The sequence below is a fragment of the Oleiphilus sp. HI0125 genome, assembly GCF_001635355.1.
On sequence record NZ_LWGF01001120.1, the window covers coordinates 1 to 1,393 of the forward strand.

Sequence of the window (1,393 nt, forward strand, 5' to 3'; positions counted from 1 at the left end):
CCCAACTTAAAATTGGACTCTGTGAACGTTACGCGCTTCGGCGTAAGGTCTTATTCAGCAACAACTGAAAGATTGATTGTTGCAGTTACATCGCTGTGCAACTGAACATCAACTTCGAAATCACCAGTGTTACGAATTGGACCTTCTGGAAGACGAACTTCAGACTTGCTTACTTCAGTGCCAGAAGCAGTGACTGCATCTGCAACGTCACGTACACCGATAGAACCAAATAGCTTGCCTTCATCACCAGCTTTAGAAACGATCGTTACAGCCTTACCGTTAAGCTCTTCTGCACGCGCTTCTGCTGCTGCAAGTTTCTCAGCAGCTGCTTTTTCAAGCTCAGCACGACGAGCTTCAAACTCAGCAACGTTCGCAGCATTTGCTGGAACAGCCTTGCCGTAAGGGATCAAGAAGTTACGACCAAAGCCAGACTTCACTGTCACTTTGTCGCCAAGACCGCCTAGCTTACCAACTTTCTCGAGTAGAATTACTTCCATCTCGCTATCCTCNACTATTAAATCGAATTGTCTCTTTTGCGAACAATACTAAGTTCTTGTAGCTTCACTCAGACTTTGGTGAAGCTTGTATCCTTGACCTAAAGTCTGCACCACTATCGACCATTGCCATAAATACAATGATTGCCAACGATGCGGGAAACAAAACAAGAACCATGGCATAAAAACCAATGAGCCATTGCCCGCCTAAATTTTTCTTGCCGATCACACCATGCACTAAAGTAAAACCGCAGACAAGCACAGGAACCAAACCGCTAAATACGAGTAAATAGCCATCTATTCCGATACTCGGTCCAATCATCATGGCACTGACAATCACTACCATATCAATCGGTCCCATTCTTAGTTGATGAAATTCTTCTCGCCAACCATCTGGGTTGTACAACGCTGCTTGCCAAGACCGAGCCAAAAACAATGACCCAATGCTCATCAAATAAAATGATGCTGCGAAACTCGCGATCATGAGATCTTGGAACGAAGCACGAAATTCTTCGTTTACTTCGATTTGCGAGTCTACTGCGATTTGTTTCAGAAGCTCATCCGAAACAACCTGCAACATATCTAAGGCTCCAGGCATAATAATCGGCGTTAATACACCAACTAACACGCTTAATCCGAAGCCAAACAGCAAAGTACGATTCATTGCCACAGTCACTCTCAAAATCTGCGCTAATGCAAAACTAAGAATGACTACAACAAGTGCTGTTGGATCTTGCAATCCGAGCCACCACCCCAACGCGGGGGCCATCGCCCATGCGAATACATTGAGTCCCTTAGATGTGCCGTGACGCAAAGTCACCAAAGCTACTGTAGCGGCACCAAGCCAGAACATCATTGGAACCAAACATGCGACAAAGGCAATGCCTGACGCATTTAAC

General features: G+C 45.4%; 2 protein-coding genes. Both read right to left on the reverse strand.

Annotation, left to right across the window (positions count from 1 at the left end; genetic code table 11):
* Nucleotides 1-50: 50 nt before the first annotated feature.
* Entirely contained in the window at nucleotides 51-497 is a 447-nt protein-coding gene (gene rplI / locus A3762_RS19335; protein ID WP_068480510.1) for a 50S ribosomal protein L9, read from the reverse strand.
* A gap of 64 nt (nucleotides 498-561) precedes the next feature.
* Nucleotides 562-1,393: hypothetical protein (locus tag A3762_RS27825; protein WP_068757171.1), on the reverse strand; the 832-nt coding region annotated here is incomplete at its 5' end.